A 16115-nucleotide genomic window follows, 5' to 3' on the forward strand; every position below is an offset into this window, starting at 1 on the left:
CGCCCCGCGCCTCCTCCCCTTCCACCGGGGGGGGGGGGGGGGGGGGGGGGGGGGGGGGGGGCGGGGCCCCGATCCTCCCCCCCCGGGCCTCCGCCGTTTCGGGGGGCGCCCCCCCCCGCCGGCGCGGCCCCCGCGCCCGCCTCTACCGGTTCACGAAAAGATGCCGAAGACGGTGGCCCCGTTGGCGGTGATCGCCTCGCACAGCACCTCCGGCTGGACCCCCTTGACCTCTGCGAGGCAGCGCAGAGTGAGCGGGATCAGGTAGGGGGCGTTGGGCTTGCCCCGGTGGGGCATCGGCGGGAGGTAGGGGGCGTCGGTCTCGACCAGCATCAGCTCGGCGGGCGCGACGGCGGCCGCCTCGCGCAGGTAGCCGGCGTTCTTGTAGGTGACCGGGCCGGAGAACGACATGAAATATCCGGCTTCGACGCACTTCGCGGCCATCTCGGCGTCGCCGGAGAAGCTGTGGAAGACGACGACGTCCGGCGCACCCTCAGCGGCCAGCACCTTCAGCACGTCGTCGTGCGCGTCGCGGTCGTGGATCACCAGCGCCTTGCCGGTGCGCTTGGCGATCTCGATGTGCGCGCGGAAGCTCTCGTGCTGGTCGTCCTTCGATGCCCAGTCGCGGTAGTAGTCGAGCCCGGTCTCGCCCACGGCCCGCACCTCCGCGCGCCGCGCGAGCCGTTCGATCTCGGCCAGCACCTCGGGCGTGGACGCGTGGGCCTCGTTGGGATGGATCGCCACGCCCGCGTAGATGCCGTGGTGCTCGGCGGCGACCTGCGCGTTCCACTGCGAGGAGGTCAGGTCGTAGCCGATCGTCACCAGGCTCGTGACCCCCACCGAGCGCGCCTCGGCCAGGATCGTCTCCACCGAGGCCGCCGCCGCCTGCGCGGCCTGCGCCACCGGGTCGCCCGACGTGGCCTGCCGGTTGCCGACCATGATGTCGAGGTGGCAGTGGCTGTCGAAGACCTCGGCGCCCAGAGGCTCGGGAACAGCGGGACTCTTGCTCACGTCACCCAACCCTATAGTGGCTGCCATGCGGTTCGGCGTGCTCGGGGCGGTCCGCGCCTGGCGGGCGGACGGGGGCGAGGTCTCGCTCGGCGGCCCGGCCCGGCGCGCGCTGCTGGCCGCGCTCCTGCTCAGTCCCGGCCGCGCGGTCGGCGCCGAGCGCCTCATCGACGAGGTGTACGGCGAGCGCCCCCCGAAGGACGCGCACCACGCCCTGCAGTCCCAGGTGTCCAGGCTGCGCCGCGACGGCATCGCCGTGGAGCGCGTGGCGGCCGGATACGTGCTGAACGTGGACCCGGACGACGTCGACGTCCACCGCTTCCTGCGCCTGGCCGAGCAGGGCCGCGAGGCGCTCGGCTCCGGTGACCCGGATCGGGCCGCCGAGCTGCTGCGGGAGGCGCTCGGGTGGTGGGCGTCGCCGGCGCCGGCCGTACATCTGGAGGAGCGGCACCTCGCCGCCCTGGAGGACCTGGCCGAGTCCGACCTGCGGCGCGGCGACCATCGCGCGGCCCTGGCCGCGCTCGGCGAGCTGGTCGAGCGCCACCCGCTGCGCGAGCGCCCGCGCGCGCAGCTCATGCGCGCCCTGCACGCGGCCGGCCGGCCCGCCGAGGCCCTGGTCGTCTACGAGCGCACCCGCAGGCTCCTGGCCGACGAGCTGGGCGCGGACCCTTCTCCGGAGCTGTCCGCGATCCACCGGGAGCTGTTGCGCGGGGAAGATCCGCCCGCCCCGCCGGAGGCGCTCCCGCTCACCAGCTTCGTCGGCCGCGAGCAGGACGCGGCCCGGGTACGCGCGCTGCTGGCACGGGCCAGGCTGGTGACGCTGCTCGGGCCCGGCGGGGTCGGCAAGACCAGGCTGGCCACGGAGGTGGTGCGCGGGCAGCCGGACCGGCAGGTGGTCGAGCTGGCCGCCATCCGCGACGGCGGCCAGTTGCCGCAGGTCATGATGGCCGCGCTCGGCGTCCGCGACAGCGGCCTGCATCCGCCGGGAGACCGCGAGGAACCCGCCGACCCGGCCGTGCGCCTGGTCGCGGCGCTGTCCGGGCGTGAGCTGCTGCTCGTGCTCGACAACTGCGAGCAGATCATCGACGACGTCGCCGCGCTCGCCGAGCGGCTGCTCACCACCTGCCCCGGCCTGCGCATCCTGGCGACCAGCCGCGAGCCGCTGGGGCTGACCGCCGAGCACCTGTGGCCGGTGCGCCCGCTGCCGCCGGCCGACGCGGTCAAGCTGTTCACCGACCGGGCGCGGGCGGTGCGGCCGGACTTCCCGGCGCAGGCGGTCGTGGAGTCGATCTGCCTCGCGCTCGACGGGTTGCCGCTGGCGATCGAGCTGGCCGCCGCCCGCATGCGTACCCACGAGGCCGCCGAGCTGGCCGAACGCCTGGAGTCCGAGCGGTTTCCGCTGTTGTCGCGCGGCAGCCGTACCGCCGAGGCCAGGCACCGCACGCTGCGCGCGGTCGTCGCGTGGAGCTGGGAGCTGCTGAGCGCCGACGAGCGGGCGATGGCCGCGCGGCTGACCGTGTTCGCCGGCGGTGCGAGCGCCGCGGCCGCCGCGCGGGTCAGCGGCCTGCCGGACGCGGAAGCGCTGCTCGACTCGCTGGCCGACAAGTCGTTCGTGGAGGTCTCGGGCGGCCGTTACCGGATGCTCGCCACGATCCGCGCCTTCTGCGCGGAAAAGCTCGACGCCCCCCACGCCGTACGGCAGGCGCACGCGACCTATTACCTCGACCTGGCCCTGGAGGCCGACCCCCACCTCCGCCGCGGCGAGCAACTGCGCTGGCTGGACGCGCTGGCCGCCGAGCACGGCAACCTGCGTGAGGCGCTGCGCTTCGCCGTCGAGTCGGGAGCGGTCGAGCTGGGCATGCGGCTGATCGGCGCGCAGGCCCACTATCTGTGGATGCGCGGCATCCGCACCACCGCCATGGCCGAGGCCACGGCGCTGCTGGCGGCGGCGGGCCCGCGACCGCACCCCGCGCTCGGCGACGGCTACGCCCTGTGCGCGCTGATCGCGGGCGAGGAGCGCTACCTGCGGCGGGCCGCCGCCCTGATCGACCGGGAGCACCACCATCCGCTGCTGACGTTCCTGTGGCCGCTGATGACGGCGAACGGCGGCGATCCGGAGCTCGTCCTGCGCGTGCTGCGCCGTGCCGAGAGCGGGGACGATCCGTGGGCGCGGGCGATGTCCCGGATCATCTGGGCCTTCCCCGACATGGCGGCCGGCGAGTACGAGGCCGCGCACGCCGGCCTGATCGCCGCGCTGGAAGGTTTCCAGGAGCTCGGCGACCGCTGGGGCTCGGCGCTGGCACTCGACTCGCTGGGCTGGCTGGGCGCCAACACCGGCGACCGGGTGGCGGCGCTGGCCCACACCAGCCGGGCGCTGGAGCTGGCCGAGCTGCTGGGCGCCGACGAGGACCACGCCGACCTGCTGTGCAACCGGGGCGACCTGCGCCAGCGCGACGATCCGGCGGGCGCGCGGGCCGACTACGAGCTGGCGGCCGAGGTGGCCAGGCGCTCGGGCATCCCCACCTACCTCGCCGCCGCCCTGCGCGGCCTGGGCGACCTGGCGAGGATCGCGGGCGACCTGCCCGCGGCCCGCGAGCTGTACCAGCAGGCGCTGGCCCGCTCCGACGCCGGATGGATCAAGAGCTCGGGCAACCACACGCGGGTGCTGGTCGGCGTCGGGCGGATGGCCGAGGCGGAAGGCGATCCGGTCGCCGCCGCCGAGGCCTACCGGCAGGCCGTCGAGGTGGCCGTCGCGACCGGGGCCGTCCCGGAGAGCGCGCGGGCCGTGGAGGCGCTGGCCGGGCTGGCCGAACCGGCCGAGGCCGCGAGGCTGCTCGGGGCGGCGGTGGCGCTGCGCGGCTGTGCCGTACCCGGTGACGAGGATCGTCTGGCCGCGGAGGCGCGCGCCCGTGCGGCGCTCGGCGAGCGGGAGTTCGCGGCGGCGCACCGGGCGGGTGCGGAGCTGAGCAGGAAGGCGGCGCTCACGCTCGCGGGCGTCAGCGCCGAGGCCATCCACGCCTCACCGCTGGGCGTGATCGCCGCGATGACCGGTGAGCCGCCGGTGAGGCGCCGGTGAGCTCCCCCGGGCACGCTCGCTGCCATGGACATCCTGATCTCCGGCGCGAGCATCGCCGGTCCCGCCCTGGCCCACTGGCTCAACGCCTACGGCTTCAGCACGACGATCGTCGAACGCGCCCCCGCGCTGCGTGAAGGCGGCCACGCCGTCGACTTCCGCGGCAAGGCGCACCTGAGCGTCCTGCGCAAGATGGGAATTCTCTCCGACATCGAGCGCGAGCAGACCAACATGGGCGCCCTGTGGAACGTCAACGAGGCGGGCAAGAAGCTGGCCAAGATGCCCGACGACATCTTCGCCGGCGACGTCGAGATCCTGCGCGGCGACCTCGGCCGCATCCTGTACGAGCGGACCCGGGAGAAGACGGAGTACATCTTCGGCGACTCGATCGCCGAACTCCACGAGGACGCCCACGGCGTGGCCGTCACCTTCCAGCGCGGCGCCACCCGCCGCTTCGACCTGGTCATCGGCGCCGACGGGCTGCACTCCAACGTACGCTCGCTGACCTTCGGCCCGGAATCGCGCTTCCACACCTACCTCGGGCTGTACAACGCGGTCTTCACCACGCCCAACCACCTCAACCTCGACTACAGCGCCCAGGGCCTGAACGTGCCCGGCAAGGTGGCGTCCTCCTACAGCTCGCGGGCCAACACCGAGGCCAAGGCGGTGTTCTTCTTCGGCTCGCCGGAGCTCACCTACGACCGCCACGACACCGACGAGCAGAAGCGCCTGCTGGCCGACGCCTTCAAGGACGTCGGCTGGATCGTGCCGCGCCTGCTCAAGGACATGTGGGAGGTGGAGGAGTTCTACTTCGACTCGATCAGCCAGATCCACATGGACCGGTGGTCACGCGGGCGGATCGCGCTCGTCGGTGACGCGGCCTGGTGCCCGTCCCCGCTGTCGGGAATGGGCACCGGGCTGTCGGTGGTCGGCGCGTACGTGCTGGCCGGGGAGATCGCCACCCACGGCCACGCCGACGGCTTCCCCGCCTACGAGCGGATCATGCGCGACTACGTGGCCGGAGCGCAGAAGTCGGCCGTGGGGATCAGCAAGTTCATGGTCCCCGACAACAAGCTCATGGCCTGGTTCATCAACCAGAACTACAAGCTCCTGCCCTACATGCCGTGGAAGGGCCTCATGGCCAAGTCGGTCAGGAAGACCGCCGAGGCCATCACTCTGCCGGAGTATCCAGGCGCGCGAGCTCTTCGTCCACGACCTTCGGGTCGAGCTTCTTGAACAACGGCACCGGAGGCGCGAGCGGGGTGCCCGGCTTGATCGGCCGGTGCTCCCACCGCGCGCCGTCCTTGTAGTCGCCGGTGATCACCGGGTACGGCGTGCCGCCGTCCTCGTCGACCTCCCGGATCTCCGGCATGCCCGACCAGACGCCCTCGCCGCCGAGCATGGCGTGAACCTTGTTGGACGACGACGGCAGGAACGGCGTCAGCATCGTCTTGGCGTCGTCGACGACCTGCAGGGCGGTGAACAGGATCGACTTCTGCCGCTCCGCGTCGTCCTTGAGCTTCCACGGCTCCTGCTCGGCCAGGTACTTGTTGGCGTCGCGGACCACGTCGAGCGCCTCGGTGATGGCGTTCTTGAACCGCGAGCGGTTCAGCTCGGCGCCCACCGGCCCGAACGCCGCCCGCGAACGCTCCAGCAGCGCCCGGTCGGCGTCGGTCAGCTCGCCGGCCTCGGGGATGACGCCGAAGTTCTTGGCCGCCATCGAGATCGAGCGGTTGACCAGGTTGCCCCAGGCGGCGACGAGCTCGCCGTTGTTGCGGTTGACGAACTCCTGCCAGGTGAAGTCGGTGTCCTGGTTCTCCGGCCCCGCCACCGCGATGTAGTAGCGCAGCGCGTCGGCGTCGTAGCGGGCCAGGAAGTCGCGTACGTAGATGACGACCTGCCGCGAGGAGGAGAACTTGCGGCCCTCCATCGTCAGGAACTCGCTGGAGACCACCTCGGACGGCACGTTCAGCGCGCCCAGCGAGCCCGCCTTGCCGCCCCTGGCGCCGATGCCGCTGTAGCCGAGCAACATCGCCGGCCAGATCTCGGCGTGGAAGACGATGTTGTCCTTGCCCATGAAGTAGTAGCTCTTGGCGTCGGGGTTCTGCCACCACTGACGCCACGCGTCGGGGTCGCCGCTGCGCCTGGCCCACTCGATGCTCGCGCTGAGGTAGCCGATGACCGCGTCGAACCAGACGTAGAGCCGCTTGTTGGCCTGCTCGCTCCAGCCGTCGAGCGGGATGGGCACGCCCCAGTCGAGGTCGCGGCTGATCGCCCTGGGCTGCAGGTCGCCGAGCAGGTTGAGGGCGAACTTGAGCACGTTGGGCCGCCACTCGCCCTGCTTGGACTGCAGGTAGGTGCCGAGCACCTCGGCGAAGGCGGGCAGGTCGAGCATGAAGTGCTCGGTCTCGGCGAAGACGGGGGTCTCGCCGTTGATGCGGCTCTTGGGGTTGATGAGCTGGATCGGGTCGAGCTGGTTGCCGCAGTTGTCGCACTGGTCGCCGCGTGCTCCGTCGTAGCCGCAGATGGGGCAGGTGCCCTCGATGTAGCGGTCGGGCAGCGTGCGCCCGGTGGACGGGGAGATGGCGCCCATCGTGGTCTTCGGGAAGATGTAGCCGTTGTCGTAGAGACCCTTGAAGATCTCCTGCGTGACGGCGTAGTGGTTGTTCGTCGTGGTCCGGGTGAACAGGTCGTAGGACAGCCCCAGGCCGGTGAGGTCTTCGGCGATGACCCGGTTGTAGCGGTCGGCCAGCTCGCGCGCCGTGACGCCCTCCTTGTCCGCCTGGACCTGGATGGGGGTGCCGTGCTCGTCGGTGCCGGAGACCATCAGCACCTTGTTGCCCGCCATGCGCTGGTAGCGACTGAAGACGTCGGACGGCACGCCGAACCCGGAGACGTGCCCGATGTGGCGGGGGCCGTTGGCGTAGGGCCACGCGACAGCGGTCAAGATGTGCTGGGACATGCCCTAAGCCTACGGGTTCCCGCCACCCGGAGTAATAGATGGATCAGTCCAAAACGTGCTACCGTCGCCTCCATGGCACGACCGAGGCAGTTCGACGAGGCGCGCGCGGTGGACGCGGCGATGCGCGCGTTCCTGGGCTCCGGGTACGAGGCGACCTCGACCCAGGACCTCTGCACCGCCACCGGCCTGGGCCGCAGCAGCATCTACAACACCTTCACCAGCAAGCACCACCTGTTCAAGAAGTCCCTGCGGCACTACATGGACATCAGGACCGCGGGCGTCCTCGAGACGCTGGAGGGCCCGGCGCCGGTCCGCGAGAAGATCGGGACTCTGATGCGCCAGGCCGTCGAGCCCCGCGACGGACTCCCCCGGGGCTGCCTGGTGGTGAACACGATGATCGAACTGGCCCCGCACGACGCCGAGGTGGCCGCGATGCTCAAGCGCGACTACGAGCGACGCCTGGAGGCCCTGCAGGCGGCGATCGAGGCGGGCAAGATCTCGGGAGAACTCGCCGCGGACAAGAACGCCACCGCGCTCGCGCACTTCGTCATCGCCTCCATCAGCGGGATCCAGGTCTCGCTGCGCGGGGGCGCGGAACCCGCGGCGGCACAGGCGATCATCAAAACGGCGCTCGCCGCCTTCTGATGTTTTCATGCCTTCATTTTGAACCGAACTATCTAAAACCAAGGAGACGTATGCCCCTCGCCGTCTATGTCCTCGGACTGGCGATCTTCGCCATGGGGACCTCGGAGTTCATGCTCGCCGGGCTGTTGCCCGCGATGGCCGCCGACCTGGGCGTCTCCGTCCCGGACGCCGGGCTGCTGATCTCGGCGTTCGCGATCGGGATGGTGATCGGGGCGCCGCTCCTGGCCGCGCTCACGTTGCGGTGGCCGCGCCGCCGTACGTTGCTGGCCTTCCTCGCCGTCTTCGTGGCCATGCACGTGGTGGGCGCGCTCGCGCCCGGCTACGGGGTGCTGTTCGCCACCCGCGTCGTCGGCGCCTTCGTCTACGCCGGGTTCTTCGGCGTGGCCGCCGTCGCCGCGACCGACATGGTGCTCGTCGGCTCCAGGGCCAGGGCGCTGGCCGTCGTCGTGGGCGGCATCACTTTGTCCACCGTCCTCGGTGTGCCCGCGGGCACGCTCATCAGCCAGGTCGCCGACTGGCGCGCCGCCTTCTGGACCGTCGCCGTGCTCACCGCGCTGGCCTTCGCCGGCGTCCTCGCCCTGGTACCCGCGGGGCGGGCCGCGGCGGCGGCCGTACCGCGCCTGCGCGACGAGCTGCGGGCCATGGCCAACCTGCGGCTGTGGATCACCTATGGCGCGGTCTCGCTGAGCTTCAGCTCCATGATGGCCAGCTTCGGCTATCTCGGCGCGCTCCTGACCGACACGACCGGCCTGTCCGAAGGATGGGTCTCGCTGGTCCTCGCCCTGTTCGGGCTCGGCAGCCTCATCGGCATCACCATCGGCGGCCGTACGGCGGACGCCCGGCCGTTCACCACCTTCTACATCGGCATGGCCGGCGTGCTCGTCACCTCGGCCGGCGTCGCGCTCCTGGCCGCATCCCCGGTGGCCATGGTCGTCACGGTCTTCCTGATGGGCGTCGCCGGCATGGCCACCAACCCGGCGGTCAGCGTCCGCGTGTACGCCCTGGCCGGCTCCGCCGCGACGCTGGCCGGGTCCACGAACGTCTCGGCGTTCAACGTCGGCAACACCCTCGCGCCCTGGCTGGCGGGACTGGGCATCAGCGCCGGGTTCGGCTACTCGTCCGTGGGCTGGGTGGGCGCCGCCATGGCCGCGGGCGCGCTCGGACTGGGCGCGCTGGGCCACGCGCTGCACCGCCGCGCCGCCCCCGTCCCCGTCGCGGTGTGAAGTCACCCTGCCGGGGGCGGCGGCAGGCGAAGGGTGGCGACGGCGCCGCCGTCCGGGGCGTTGGCCAGGATGAGGACGGCGCCGATGACCCGGGCCTGGCCCGTCGCGATCGTCAGGCCCAGGCCGTGCCCACGGCCGCGCTCGGCGGCACCGGTACGGAAGCGCTGCGGGCCGTCGGCCAGCAGATCGGCGGGGAAACCCGGTCCGTGGTCGCGGACCACGATCGTCGTGCCGTCCACCGTCACCTCGACGGGGGCGCCGCCGTGGCGATGGGCGTTGATGACCAGGTTGGCCAGGATGCGATCGAGGCGGCGGGGGTCGGTCTCGGCGGTGCCCGGGGCGGTGACGGCCGGCCGTACCGGGAGGGCGGTCCGCTCCAGGGAGGCCGCGACGACGTCGGCGAGCGCCACGGGCCTGAGGTCGGCGTGCTCGGCGCCCGCGTCCAGGCGGGAGATCTCCAGCAGGTCCTCGACGAGGGCGCGCAGCACGCGCACCCGGTCGCGGACCAGGTCGGTCGCCTCCCCCTCCGGCAGCAGCTCGGCGGAGGTGACCAGGCCCATGAGCGGGGTACGCAGTTCGTGGGCGACGTCGGCGGTGAAGCGCTGTTCGTTCTGGAGGCGGCTCTGGAGGCTGTCGGCCATCGAGTCGACGGCCGTGGAGATCTCGGCGATCTCGTCGCCCCGGCGGACGGGGCCGGCGATGCGGGCGTCCAGGTCGCCCTCCGCGATGCGCCGCGCGGTCCCCGCCACCCGCCGCAGCCGCCGGTTGGGCAACTCGGCCAGCAGCAACGACAGCGGGACGATCACGGCGAGCGCGGCGAGCGCGGCCTGGGCGACGTCCCGGTCGAAGGCCACCAGGGCCCGCATGTGCACGCCCATGTCCACCTGCACGGTCAGCATCTGGTCGCCCACCCGCTGCCCGCCCCACATCCAGGGGCTCTCCGATTTACGGTCGTCGAACCAGTACACCGGTTCGTCCGACACGAGCATCTGGGACAGGAGCGGCGGCGGGATCTCCTCGGTCGGCTTGTCCTGTCCCGTCCCCTCCCGCCGCACCTCGGTCAGCGCGTTGTACGCGCGTTCCCTGCCCACCTGCAGGGAACGTTCGAGCGTGGCCCCGTGGACCAGCACGCCGATGACCACGGCCACCGCACAGCAGGCCAGCGCCACCAGAGCGGCGATCCGCCAGCGAAGCGACCTCACCGGCGCAGCTTGTAGCCGAAGCCGCGCACGGTCTCGATCCGGTCGGCGCCGATCTTCTTGCGCAGGCGCTGAACGCACAGGTCGACGACGCGGCTGTCGCCGTTCCAGCCGTAGTCCCAGACGTTGGACAGCAGCGTCTGGCGGTCCAGGACGATCCCGGGATTGGCCGCGAACTCCAGCAGCAGCCGCAACTCGGTGGGAGCCAGCGCGACCGGCTCCCCGGCCCTGGTCACCTCCAGGCCGTCCCGGTCGATGGCCAGATCGCCGAACACGAGCGCCCCGGCCTCTGCGGACTCCGGGGCCGGGGCGGCCCGCCGCAGCAGCGACCGGATCCTCGCCACGAGCACGGCGGTGTCGATCGGTTTCACCACATAGTCGTCGGCGCCCGCCTCCAGCCCGGACACCACGTCGAGCGAGTCGCCGCGGGCCGACATCATCAGGATCGGGGCGAGGCTGGTCTCCCTGACCTTCCTGCACAGGCCGATGCCGTCGAGGCCGGGCAGCATCACGTCAAGAAGCAGCAGGTCGTGGCCGCCTTCCCGGGACATCTCCAGTCCGGTGAGGCCGTCCTCGGCGGTGCTCACGCGGTAGCCGTAGCGCTCCAGCGCCATGGCGACCGACTTGCGGATCACCTCGTCGTCCTCGACGAGCAGCACCCTGACGGGATCCTCTCCCCGCAAACCAGACATTCCACCCCTAACGTCGACACCTCCATGGTGCCGTACGCGCACGTCCGCTCCGCCTCGGCCGTGTATCAGCCGTGCATCAGGCAGGCGGTCAGTGGGTGGTGGAGTCCTCGCGGGTGACCGCCTCCGCGGCCTCCTCGGCGGCCTTGGCCGCGTAGTCGACCGGGGTCTCGCGGCTGCGCCGGATGCCCAGGATGCTGATGAACAGCGAGGCGAAGATGGTCTGGAAGCTCATGATGAACGCCGTCGCCGCCGGCACCACGAGGCGCAGGGACTCGCGCGGGTCCAGTTCGCCGAAGCTGCGCACCTGCCAGTGCACCAGCGACATGACCAGCCCGATCAGACCGGCCAGGGCCAGCAGGCCACCGACCACGAGGCCCTTCTCCAGGGTCACGATGCTGATCAGCTTGCGGACCCGTGGCGATTCGGGCAGGAAGCCCTCCTCCGCCGCGTACACCTTCGTGAACAGCGCGAACAACGCCGCCTGGAAGCCGATCACCACCATGGCCGACGCCCCGACGAGGGTGTCGACGTCGAAGGCGAGCTCGCCGATCCGGACCGGGCCGAAGGTCAGCGCGGTGCCGGCGATCAGGCCGACGAGCATGAGCGCGAGCCCGGGGATGAAGAACAGCCACTTCGGGCTGTAGAGAAGCAGGAAGCGCAGGTGGCGCCAGCCGTCGCGCCAGGAGCGCAGGTGCGGCGGGCGGGAGCGGCCGTCGGGCGAGAGCGTGGTCGGGACCTCGCGGACGTCGAGCCCCTGGAGCGTGGACTTGACGACCATCTCGCTGGCGAACTCCATGCCGCCGGTCTGCAGCCCGAGGCGCAGGATCGAATCGCGGCGGAACCCGCGCAGGCCGCAGTGGAAGTCGCCGATGGCGCTCGGGAAGAACAGCCTGCCGACGAACGACAGGACGGGGTTGCCGAGGTAGCGGTGGAGCGGGGGCATGGCGCCGGGGGCGATGCCACCCTTGAACCGGTTGCCCATGACGAGGTCGGCGCCCTCGCGCAGTTGCTCGACGAAGGGCAGCAGGCCGGTGAAGTCATAGGAGTCGTCGGCGTCGCCCATGATGACGTACTTGCCACGCGCGGCCCTGATGCCGCCCATCAACGCGTTGCCGTAGCCCTTCGCGTCAACGTGGACCACACGGGCGCCGGCGTCCCTGGCCAGTTGCTGGGAACCGTCGGTGCTGCCGTTGTCGGCGATGAGCACCTCGCCCTCGATCCCGTGCTCCTCCATGCACGCAAGCGCCTTGCGGACACAGACTTCCACGGTCTCCGCCTCGTTGAGGCAAGGCATGACCACCGTCAGTTCCACGTCGTAGCCCTTCCAGTCACGGCACATCCAGCACACCATCATGCCGTCTGCCCACCCATGCTCGGGTCAAGTCCGAAAAACGCCTGGCATTCTTGTTGCCATGGTGAGCGTCGCGGAGATAACCACAGTGGACGACTCCGCCCGTGGCCGAACCGCGCGTCTGCGCTCGTTCCTGCGCCGTCATCGGGTGTTCGCCGTCGCGCTCGCCGTGGGCGGGTTGCTGCGGCTCATCACCATGCTCGGGTACGGCCCGGCGATGTGGTTCAACGACTCCTACGAGTACGTCTCGGTCGCCCTGCACCCGAGGCCGCACCCGATCAGGCCGGACGGCTACGGATTCTGGCTGCTGGCGCTGAAGCCGTTCCACAGCTTCGCCCTGGTCACCTTCACGCAGCACGTCATGGGCCTGGCCACGGCCGCGTTGATCTACGCGCTGCTCCGGCGCAAGTTCGGCCTGCCGACGTGGGGCGCGACGCTGGCGGCGGCGCCGGTGCTGTTCGACGCGTACCAGATCCAGCTCGAGCAGCTGATCATGTCGGACGCCATGTTCACGCTGCTGGTCGTGGGCGTGATCACGCTGGTGCTGTGGAACCGGCGGATGTCGTGGAAGATCGGCGCGCTGGTGGGGGTGCTGCTGGCGCTGACCTGGCTGACGCGTTCGATCGGGTTGCCGATCCTGGCGCTGGTCGTGGCGTACCTGCTGGTGAAGCGGGTGGGCTGGCGGCCGATTGTCGCGATGATCACTGCGTGCGCGGTTCCGGTGCTTTGCTACATGGCGTGGTTCTCCACAAGTTTCGGTAAATTCGCGATGACCAACAGCGACGGGCTCATCCTCTACATGCGCACCGCCATCTTCGCCGACTGCTCGAAGATGAACATCGATCCGCGCAAGGAACTCGACATCGCGCTGCTGTGCATCGAGGAGCCGGTGAGCCAGCGTCCCGAGTACGCGCAGTGGTACCTGTGGCGCTCCGAGTACGGCCAGCCGCTGCACCGCCTGGGCGGCAAGACGTTCGAGTCGGTCAAGAACGACGCGGCCAGCAAGTTCGCCATGCGCGCGATCCTGTCCCAGCCCGGCGACTACCTCCAGGTCGTGGGCCGCGACTTCCTGCGCTCCTTCCACTGGGGCCGCCCGCGCTTCCCTGACGCCTCCACCTACAACATGTACGAGTTCCGGCCCTACTACGAGCTCGTCAACGGCAAGCCGAAACGCCTGCCCACCTGGCCCTCCCACGCGCAGGGCCGTACCGACACCGACGCCTACGCCTACGAGCAGGGCCCGCCGGAGACCCGCATCGTCAGCCCCTGGGCCGACATCATGAGCGGCTACCAGAAGGTGTTCTACCTGCGCGGCATCATGCTCGGCGGCATCCTCCTGATCGGCCTGTACGGCGTGGCCGTCCGCTGGCGCACCTGGGGCGGCCCGGTGGCGCTGCCGTGGCTGGCGGCGTTCGGACTGCTCCTGGCCCCGGCCGCCACGGCCGAGTTCGACTACCGGTACGTGCTGCCGGCCGTACCCCTCGCGTGCGTCGCGGCGGCGATCACGCTGCGGCACGGCATCAAGAGGAAGGTCACACCCACGAGCGCATCAGCATCCGAGCCCACCACTGAGCGTGCGTGATCGTCTCCGACGACAGGACCGGATACAGCCACCAGAAGTTGATCAGCACGACCAGCGTGAACGCCCCGACGGCGGCGCCGCCCCCGGCCCGCCGCATGGGCGGCGCGTTCTGCTTGCCGAGCACGAGCCCGCCGACCAGCGCGAGCGCCATGGCCATGAACGGCACCAGCGGCACCATGTAGAACAGGTACATGGTGCGCTTGTCTGCCAGCCAGTAGTACACCCAGGGCAGCCACCCGGCCGCGTACGCCAGCAGCACCGCCCCCGCCCGCCAGTCGCGCGTGGCCACGTACCAGACGACGAGCGCGACGAGCGCGAACAGCGCCGCGTACCAGAGCGCGGGCGTGCCGACCCCGAGCACGGCCTGCGAGCACTTGTCGGCCCCGCACCCCGCCGGCGGCAGATCGCCCTCGTAGTGGAAGGAGACGGGCCGTTTGAGCACCAGCCACTCCCACGGCTTCGACTGGTAGGCATGCCCCTCGACCAGCCCGGTGTGATAGCCGAGCACCTGTAGCTGGTACTTCACCCACGACCGCACCGAGTCCAGCACGAAGAAGACGGGCCCCGACGAGGTCGCCTGTTCCCAGTTGCGCCCCCACCCGTGCGCGGAGACGAACCAGCCCGTCCACGAGAGCGTGAAGACCGCCGCCGGCACCGCGGCGAGCGCGCCCATCGCGGGCGGGAGATCGAGCGAGAAGGCCCCCCTGTACGGCTGCCGCAGCCCCACCGCCCGCCTGGCCCCCATGTCCCAGATCAGCGACATGATCCCGAACGCGATCAGGAAGAAGATGCCCGACCACTTGACCGCGCACGCGGCGCCCAGGCACACCCCGGCGGCGATCCGCCACGGCCGCCACCCGAGCCGCGGCCCTTGGTCCGACAGCCGCGAGCGCTCGTACCAGTCGGCCAGCCGCCGCCGCGCGTGGTCCCGGTCGGTCACCAGGCAGGCGAACCCGGCCAGCACCCAGAACATGAGGAAGATGTCCAGCAGCGCGGTGCGCGAGAGCACCAGGTGCAGCCCGTCCAGCGCCAGCAGGAGCCCGGCCAGGCAGCCCAGCAGCGTCGAGCGGGTCATCCGGCGGGTGACGCGGGCCAGGATCAGGATGGACAGCGTGCCGGCGACGGCGGCCACGAAGCGCCAGCCGAACGGCGTCATGCCGAACAGCCACTCGCCGGCGGCGATCATCCACTTGCCGAGCGGCGGGTGGGCGACGTAGCTGGCGCACTCCGCCGATTCGGCGCACTGCTTGAAGATGTCCAGGTTGCCGGTGATCAGGCGCTGGTCGGCGATGGGGTTCTTGGTATCGCCGAGGAAGGTCCGCTCGACGCCGTACTTGAGGAGCGAGTAGGCGTCCTTGACGTAGTAGGTCTCGTCGAAGACCACGGAGTGCGGCTCGCCCAGCCGGAAGAACCGCAGGATCGCGCCGAAGGCGGCGACGAGGGCGGGGCCGAGCCACCCCCACAGCGCGCCTTCCTGCATCGGCGGAACCAGCCGCTGTGCGGAAACCCCCCAGTTCTTCACGATGCGCACCCTATGGCGTTGGGGATCTCCTGTGAACCGCGTCGTACAGCTCTCGTTTGGGAATCCCGGCCTCCTTGGCGACGTCCGCGACGGCCTGCTTACGCTGGGTTCCCGCCTCGGCCCTGCGGTCGACCTCGGCGACGAGCGCCTCGATGTCCTGTTCGCCCGCCCCGGCCGTGTGACCTGCCACGACGACCGTGATCTCGCCCTTGACGCCGGCCTCTGCCCAGGCCGCCAGCTCGGCCAGGCCGCCGCGCCGTACCTCCTCATAGGTCTTGGTGAGCTCGCGGCAGACCGCGGCGGGACGGTCGGCGCCGAAGGCGGCGGCCATCGCGGCCAGCGAGCCGGCCAGGCGGTGCGGCGCCTCGAAGAAGACCATCGTGCGCTCCTCCGCGGCCAGCGCGCCCAGGCGGCGCGCCCGCTCGCCGCCCTTGCGCGGCGGGAAGCCCTCGAAGCAGAAGCGGTCGCTGGGCAGCCCGGAGATCGCCAGCGCGGTCGTGACCGCGGACGGGCCGGGCAGCGCGGTGACCGCGACGCCCGCCTCGACGGCCAGGAGCGTGAGGCGGTAGCCGGGGTCGGACACGCCCGGCATCCCGGCGTCGGTGATCACGACGACGGTGCGGCCCTCCTTGAGCGTCTCGACGAGCTCCTGGGCGCGCCCGGCCTCGTTGGCGTCGTAGTACGACACCACGCGGCCGGTGATCTCCGCGCCGATGTCATGCGCCAGCCTGCGCAGCCTTCTGGTGTCCTCGGCCGCGATCACGTCCGCGCTTTCGAGCGCCTGTCTCAGCCGGGGGGAGACATCTCCCGCTTGCCCGATCGGGGCTCCTGCCAGCACCAACTTGCCGTCTTGTGTCACCC

12 protein-coding genes are annotated in these 16115 nt (G+C 71.3%); 5 read left to right on the plus strand and 7 right to left on the minus strand.

The window, feature by feature from the left end:
• Positions 1–150: 150 nt before the first annotated feature.
• On the minus strand, positions 151–1035 hold the full coding sequence (locus ACFWY5_RS38855) for a TatD family hydrolase (protein WP_379637754.1): 885 nt from the start codon (positions 1033–1035) through the stop codon (positions 151–153).
• Between ACFWY5_RS38855 and ACFWY5_RS38860 the strand changes: the two genes are divergently transcribed.
• On the plus strand, positions 1034–4081 hold the full coding sequence (locus ACFWY5_RS38860) for an ATP-binding protein (RefSeq protein ID WP_379637755.1): 3048 nt from the start codon (positions 1034–1036) through the stop codon (positions 4079–4081). The two genes, ACFWY5_RS38855 and ACFWY5_RS38860, sit on opposite strands and share 2 nt — an antisense overlap.
• A 24-nt stretch (positions 4082–4105) precedes the next feature.
• Complete coding sequence (locus tag ACFWY5_RS38865) at positions 4106–5314, plus strand: FAD-dependent monooxygenase (RefSeq protein WP_379637756.1); 1209 nt, start codon at positions 4106–4108, stop codon at positions 5312–5314.
• On the opposite strand, the gene metG is transcribed toward ACFWY5_RS38865, so the two are convergent.
• Positions 5250–7040 carry a methionine--tRNA ligase gene (gene metG, locus ACFWY5_RS38870; RefSeq protein WP_379622310.1) on the minus strand — a complete coding sequence of 597 codons (1791 nt, stop codon included), beginning with the start codon at positions 7038–7040 and terminating at the stop codon, positions 5250–5252. The two genes, ACFWY5_RS38865 and metG, sit on opposite strands and share 65 nt — an antisense overlap.
• A gap of 72 nt (positions 7041–7112) precedes the next feature.
• Between metG and ACFWY5_RS38875 the strand changes: the two genes are divergently transcribed.
• Together ACFWY5_RS38875 and ACFWY5_RS38880 are read left to right on the plus strand one after the other, a co-directional pair.
• Positions 7113–7685 (plus strand): TetR/AcrR family transcriptional regulator, encoded by a 573-nt coding sequence (locus ACFWY5_RS38875; protein WP_379637757.1) that lies wholly within the window; start codon positions 7113–7115, stop codon positions 7683–7685.
• Positions 7686–7735: 50 nt separating this feature from the next.
• Positions 7736–8908: a Cmx/CmrA family chloramphenicol efflux MFS transporter gene (locus ACFWY5_RS38880; RefSeq protein ID WP_379637758.1), complete on the plus strand. Its 1173-nt coding sequence runs from the start codon at positions 7736–7738 to the stop codon at positions 8906–8908.
• Positions 8909–8910: 2 nt separating this feature from the next.
• Here ACFWY5_RS38880 and ACFWY5_RS38885 read toward each other — a convergent pair whose 3' ends face one another.
• From ACFWY5_RS38885 to ACFWY5_RS38895, 3 genes are all read right to left on the minus strand, one after another.
• Positions 8911–10110, minus strand: a complete 1200-nt coding sequence (locus tag ACFWY5_RS38885) for an ATP-binding protein (protein WP_379637759.1) — start codon at positions 10108–10110, stop codon at positions 8911–8913.
• Positions 10107–10799 carry a two-component system response regulator CseB gene (gene cseB, locus ACFWY5_RS38890; RefSeq protein ID WP_379637760.1) on the minus strand — a complete coding sequence of 231 codons (693 nt, stop codon included), beginning with the start codon at positions 10797–10799 and terminating at the stop codon, positions 10107–10109. Before cseB ends, ACFWY5_RS38885 begins: the two co-directional genes overlap by 4 nt.
• 88 nt (positions 10800–10887) lie before the next feature.
• Positions 10888–12111, minus strand: coding sequence for a glycosyltransferase family 2 protein (locus ACFWY5_RS38895; protein ID WP_379622378.1), 1224 nt, complete (start codon positions 12109–12111; stop codon positions 10888–10890).
• A gap of 100 nt (positions 12112–12211) precedes the next feature.
• Here ACFWY5_RS38895 and ACFWY5_RS38900 point away from each other — a divergent pair, with 100 nt between their 5' ends.
• Positions 12212–13732 carry a hypothetical protein gene (locus ACFWY5_RS38900; RefSeq protein ID WP_379622300.1) on the plus strand — a complete coding sequence of 507 codons (1521 nt, stop codon included), beginning with the start codon at positions 12212–12214 and terminating at the stop codon, positions 13730–13732.
• On the opposite strand, the gene ACFWY5_RS38905 is transcribed toward ACFWY5_RS38900, so the two are convergent.
• Positions 13683–15254 carry a dolichyl-phosphate-mannose--protein mannosyltransferase gene (locus ACFWY5_RS38905; RefSeq protein WP_379622298.1) on the minus strand — a complete coding sequence of 524 codons (1572 nt, stop codon included), beginning with the start codon at positions 15252–15254 and terminating at the stop codon, positions 13683–13685. The two genes, ACFWY5_RS38900 and ACFWY5_RS38905, sit on opposite strands and share 50 nt — an antisense overlap.
• Positions 15255–15264: 10 nt before the next feature.
• A complete protein-coding gene (gene rsmI / locus ACFWY5_RS38910; protein ID WP_379622296.1) occupies positions 15265–16113 on the minus strand; it encodes a 16S rRNA (cytidine(1402)-2'-O)-methyltransferase in 849 nt (282 codons plus the stop codon).
• Between the last annotated feature and the right edge of the window lie 2 nt (positions 16114–16115).

The organism is Nonomuraea sp. NPDC059007 (genome assembly GCF_042740555.1).
Classification (GTDB): domain Bacteria; phylum Actinomycetota; class Actinomycetes; order Streptosporangiales; family Streptosporangiaceae; genus Nonomuraea.

Coding starts and splice junctions, on each gene's coding strand:
- ACFWY5_RS38865 (WP_379637756.1), top strand. CDS start 4,106: ATGGACATCCTGATCTCCGGCGCGAGCATCGCCGGTCCCGCCCTGGCC.
- cseB (WP_379637760.1), bottom strand. CDS start 10,799: ATGTCTGGTTTGCGGGGAGAGGATCCCGTCAGGGTGCTGCTCGTCGAG.
- ACFWY5_RS38855 (WP_379637754.1), bottom strand. CDS start 1,035: ATGGCAGCCACTATAGGGTTGGGTGACGTGAGCAAGAGTCCCGCTGTT.
- ACFWY5_RS38875 (WP_379637757.1), top strand. CDS start 7,113: ATGGCACGACCGAGGCAGTTCGACGAGGCGCGCGCGGTGGACGCGGCG.
- ACFWY5_RS38880 (WP_379637758.1), top strand. CDS start 7,736: ATGCCCCTCGCCGTCTATGTCCTCGGACTGGCGATCTTCGCCATGGGG.
- metG (WP_379622310.1), bottom strand. CDS start 7,040: ATGTCCCAGCACATCTTGACCGCTGTCGCGTGGCCCTACGCCAACGGC.
- ACFWY5_RS38900 (WP_379622300.1), top strand. CDS start 12,212: ATGGTGAGCGTCGCGGAGATAACCACAGTGGACGACTCCGCCCGTGGC.
- ACFWY5_RS38860 (WP_379637755.1), top strand. CDS start 1,034: ATGCGGTTCGGCGTGCTCGGGGCGGTCCGCGCCTGGCGGGCGGACGGG.